Raw genomic sequence first — 4900 nt, 5'->3', positions numbered from 1 at the left:
AACTCATTTAAATCACTTTGCTATTAAGTACAAATTGATTCTTAGAGCGAACCAGATTGCTTGGCAGGAGCTTAAAAATATGGCAGCTTAAAATTGACCGTGCGTAACATGAGTTATTAAATTTAACTGGAAATGCTATTAAATTCACTCCGCAAGGCGAAATTACTATTAAGGTAAAACTTCTCAAGCAGATGAAAAATGAAGTGTTGCTTAAGTTTAGTGTTACAGATAGTGGTATCGGTATTCCTTTTGAGCTGCAAGCTAAAGTATTCGATAAGTTTTTTCGGATTCCCCCCAAGCAAGGAGCTTATAGTGGGCATGGTTTAGGCTTACACATTGCCCAATCCTATGCGCATCTACTTAGTGGAAACATTTTATTAACTAGCAAGCCAGGCCAGGGGACCACTTTTTATTTTGAGCTAGTAGTTAAAGTAGGCGAGGCAGGGCAACTGCCTTTAGAGCAAAATAAACCGGATAAAAGTAAGCTCCCTGAGGCCAGGAATAAAATACCGGTTGCGGGCGCAAAATTAATGCTTGTGGAAGACAATACCATTGCTTTACTCACTCTTGAGACGCTGGTTAGCCAAGCGGGTTTTAACTATAGGAGTGTAGGAAATGGGCAGCACGCCTTAGATTTAATTAAGGCCGAACCTTTTGATTTAATTATTACCGATTTAGATATTCCAGGCCTATCAGGTCTTGAACTAAGCCGAGAAATCAGAAAATATGAGCAAAAAAATCAGCTAAAAGCAGTTCCCATTATCGGATTAACTGCTGATGATGAAAAGAAAATTAAGTCCCGATGTATCAAAGCAGGCATGAATGATGCGATAAGTAAACCAATAGATAGAGAAGCCTTAGAAAAAATTACGCAGGCCTATTTACTAGCAAGTCCTGGAGCTACAATCCAAAATACCCCCATGGCCACGCCTCAACAACCTGCTGCTGATAAGACAAAGAGCTTGTTGCAATTAGATACTGGTCCAGTCTTAGATGTAGAGTGTGCACTTATTAGTTTGGGCAATAATGCTGACTTACTTAGAGCCACTTTTAAATGCATGGTCGAGCAAGAAATGCCTAAGAGTATTCGCGCCTTGGAGACTGCTTATAAGGCAGGAGATTGGCTGACTATTAAAAAGCTTGTCCATCAAATGAAGGGCGGCCTCGTCTATTGTGGTGCAATTAAACTTATCAATGCCTGTCACTATCTTGAACAGCAATGTCAAGCAGGTCCAGAAGACTCGCGGCACTCTCTTTACCAAGAATTGCGCGTCCTTATTGATGAAACGATAGCTGCTATCAAAGCGTGGTTAGACAGTAAGTAGTATGAGTTTGTTCCAACATTAATAGGTGTTTGAGTTCTTTTCAACTACGGCCGTATTTTCTAAGGACCAGCTGATCTCTATAAAAAATATTTATAAAATCATAAGTATATAGTTTCCTAAAAAAGGTTGCCTTCCTGACACTCCTCTGGGCATATTCTATTTATTTGTCTTTTTGTTCATAATGCAAGCAATTAAATTGTGATGGAAATTATTATGCCGAATAGCACCCAGGGATATGCATCTCATCCGGATAGTTCTAAGAATCATGAACATGTCGATCAAAAAAAGTGGTTAAAAGAAAGTAAAGAAGTTATTACTAAACTGGTTGCAGGCTTGCCTGTAGTTAAGGAGCAATCAAGCAGCGGTGGCCAGAAAGTATATAGCTCCTTTGCAGATGCCTATTATTTTCTTGCAGAAGAACGTCAACGTGTAGCAATTAAATTAGAGCATGGAAAAAAATCCGGTCGAACCATGTCTTATGGATTATTACGAGGCGAAGGGGTGGGGGCTCGGGAAGCTGTGTGGGAAACATCACAATACCCTCAACCTTGGTTTGGGATGCGTGATAAATTATTTAGCTTAGTTCGTGAGCAAATTAAGAAAATAGAAGCTAAGCATCACTATGATAGTAGTAAAGAAAAGACCTATCAGATTGAAGATGAGTTCTGTATGTGTAGCAAGGAGGAAGAGGAGTCTCCTGATGGTATAAAAATTAATTTTTATCATCTGACGGTTAAATCTCCAGCAGGCATAAAAAGTCAGGGCGCTCATTCCACGCATCTTGCAAGAATCTACCTACGAGAATTGGTAAACAAAACCGACAAAGAAAAGTATCCCGAAGCTAATCTTTTGCTCATCGACTATGCCTGGATTAATAAATACGATACGGTGGGGGATTTTAAACTGGCGGATAATTATTTTCAGGCCTTATTAAAGGTCCCGGGAGAGGGCGAGGAAAAAATAAAGGTCTTTTTGGAACGAGCTGGGACATTATCCCATTTGCTGGCACATTTACTACCTACCGAGTTGGGTAATTCTGGCATTGTGGAGTGGATGATTCGCGGTTTAGCATTTAAAAATGGGATTGATTTAGGCCCATTTAATTATGCAGAAGGCATTAGCTGGGATTTTAAAGCCTTATTAAGTCTTGATAGAAATGAATATGCTCACTGGTATGCTGAAAAAGCCTTTGTAAAGGTTCGATTATTAGCCAAAGAACAAGTAGAGCAAGGATTTGAATTTAGGCAGCTTGAGATACCTGCGCCATCCAGCTCAGCACTAAGTAGGTCAGGACTTGGCGGGTTCATTAAGCCTGCGGCAACACCAAAACAAACGGAACTATTATATCAAGCGATGCCGAAACTGGGCGGTTGGTATAAATTTAGTACTGAGTTATTCGCACTGCAATGTGATTATGAGGGTGAGGCGGAGGATCTCCGGCAGCAGTTAGCCCACATATTTCAGAATACCCCAATAAAAATAAGGATTGGAAGAGCTCCGTCCAACATGCTTTTTCTGTATTTACAGCTCCCTGAAAAGAGTAATTTAGCGCAGCTATTAGATGCTAAGAAGGCTGAGCTCCTGTTAGTGCATCCTGTCAAACCCAGCTTGACTTTAATGGGGGCTAGCGCTTAAGTTCAGCCCCTCCATAGCCAATTTTAAACTAGACAGCTGCTAAACTTTCTGGGTGAATTGAGTTTAAATAAAAATAAAAGGTTGCACCTTGATTAGGACTTGATTCAGGCCAAATTTCGCCATGGTGCAGCTTTATAATGCGTTTGACTATTGCAAGGCCAATACCACTGCCAGGAAACTCATCATTACTATGGTGTCTTTTAAAAGGCCTAAATAGTTCATCGCTGCTGTCTGGAATTTTAAAACCTACACCATTATCTTTAATAAATACGCCCTCGTGTCCATTTTCACTAGTGAATCTATCCAAGGTAATTAACGTATAATCGTTTTTTGAGGTGTATTTTAGGGCATTATTCAGAAGATTTTCTAAAAGGATACGCACTAATTTAGGATCACCATAAACTTGGACACCTGGACTTATGGTGCAATCGATATGGCGGCTGGGTTGATTTTCACAATACTCATTAATAATTTCTTGTGCAAGAATTGACACGTCTACTTGTTTCTTATTCACTGAAGCTTGCGATATTTTAGACAGCATTAATAAATCATCAATAAGTTCATTCATCCGCTTTACATTGCTATCTATCCTGCTAAATAAATAATGACCGTCCTCAGAAAGTGCGTTTTTCTTATCTTGTTGAATCATCTGGCTTAAGCCGCCGATAATAGTGAGAGGGGAGCGCAAATCGTGAGAAACAGAGTAGGTGAAGGCTTCAAGCTCAGTATTAAGCGCATTGAGTTGGGCCGTTCTGTCCTTCACCCTTTGTTCTAATTCCGAATAAACTTGGACATTTTCAATGGCAATAGAGGTACTATTGGCTAGGGCCTCTAAAATTTTTATATCCTCTATAGTCGGTGTATGTTTCTCTTGCCAATAATTTCCAATTGCCCCAATAGGATCCCTGCTTCTAATCGGCACCATTACTAGGCTTTTTACAAAAGTAGAGCGATAGGCCTCAATAGGTATTCTCTCGTCTTTATAGATGTCTTCGATAACTACAGTTTCTTTATGGCTCATTACCCAACCACTAATACAAATTTTCATATCAAAGCGTTGCCCCTTCCATAAGGGAGAAATGGAGTCTTCATCGACGTAATAACACTTGTCGTGATCGCGGAGCACAAAAGCCGAACCATCTGAACCCACTAAAGCGCGTGCGGCATATTTAACAATATCTTGGATTTGGTTAATTGAGCGGGCTATAGACAATTCCTGGATGACTTCTATTAAGAATTCCGTTTTATTTTTAATTACCTTGTGCATGGTTACTTAGTCCATTTAATGATACTGGGAAAAAAAGCTACCAAACTCCTCTGGAGAAATTGGGGGACTAAAATAATACCCTTGAAATTCATCGCATTGATGTTTGGCCAAAAATTGTTTTTGTTCTATTGTTTCTACGCCTTCTGCAGTGACCTCTAGGCCGATACGGTGAGCCAAACCTATAATAGATTCAATAATTGATTGGCTATTGTAATCAAACATACAGGAATCAACAAAGGACTTATCGATCTTTAAGCGGTTGAAGGGTAAATCTTTCAAATACCCCAAAGAAGAGTAGCCTGTGCCAAAATCATCAATGGCCAATTGGATACCCATGTCACCCAATTGGTGCAAGGTGGAGCATACTTCAGCAATATTTTCGATTAAGCCCGTTTCAGTAATCTCTAACTCGAGTTGTTTCGGGGAAATTTTTTGAGTTCGCAATACATTTTTTATCATGGGTATTAATTGAGGGTTGGAAAATTGACGGGCGGAGAGGTTTACTGATATTCGTTCTGGAAGATAATGTGGTTTTTCTTTTTGTAAATAGGCAAACTTAGCTAGGTCCGGGGATCTGGAACAAAATTCAGGAAAAATAAGAGCTATTCCCGGTTTGTTAGTTCATTCACCTTACTCTCAGAATGGCTTATCCACAAGTCCATAGGCCAGGAGA

At 39.8% G+C, this 4900-nt stretch carries 5 protein-coding genes; 2 read left to right on the top strand and 3 right to left on the bottom strand.

The features are described 5' to 3' along the window. Positions 1-7: 7 nt before the first annotated feature. Entirely contained in the window at positions 8-148 is a 141-nt protein-coding gene (locus tag ELY15_RS16245) for a hypothetical protein (RefSeq protein WP_158617495.1), read from the bottom strand. On the opposite strand from ELY15_RS16245, the gene ELY15_RS13355 reads away from it, so the two are divergent. Continuing rightward, positions 138-1325, top strand: a complete 1188-nt coding sequence (locus ELY15_RS13355; RefSeq protein ID WP_370449437.1) for a response regulator — start codon at positions 138-140, stop codon at positions 1323-1325. The two genes, ELY15_RS16245 and ELY15_RS13355, sit on opposite strands and share 11 nt — an antisense overlap. 213 nt (positions 1326-1538) lie before the next feature. Continuing rightward, on the top strand, positions 1539-2960 hold the full coding sequence (locus tag ELY15_RS13350; RefSeq protein ID WP_127100854.1) for a hypothetical protein: 1422 nt from the start codon (positions 1539-1541) through the stop codon (positions 2958-2960). A gap of 28 nt (positions 2961-2988) precedes the next feature. On the opposite strand, the gene ELY15_RS13345 is transcribed toward ELY15_RS13350, so the two are convergent. Continuing rightward, positions 2989-4227, bottom strand: a complete 1239-nt coding sequence (locus tag ELY15_RS13345) for an ATP-binding protein (protein WP_127100852.1) — start codon at positions 4225-4227, stop codon at positions 2989-2991. A 15-nt stretch (positions 4228-4242) separates the two neighbouring features. Further along, positions 4243-4824, bottom strand: a complete 582-nt coding sequence (locus tag ELY15_RS13340) for an EAL domain-containing protein (protein WP_370449436.1) — start codon at positions 4822-4824, stop codon at positions 4243-4245. Between the last annotated feature and the right edge of the window lie 76 nt (positions 4825-4900).

Source organism: Legionella sp. km772 (assembly GCF_003989735.1).
Classification (GTDB): domain Bacteria; phylum Pseudomonadota; class Gammaproteobacteria; order Legionellales; family Legionellaceae; genus Legionella.
The sequence above is the reverse complement of the archived record's forward strand: the minus strand, read 5'-3'. Positions and strand labels throughout refer to the sequence as shown.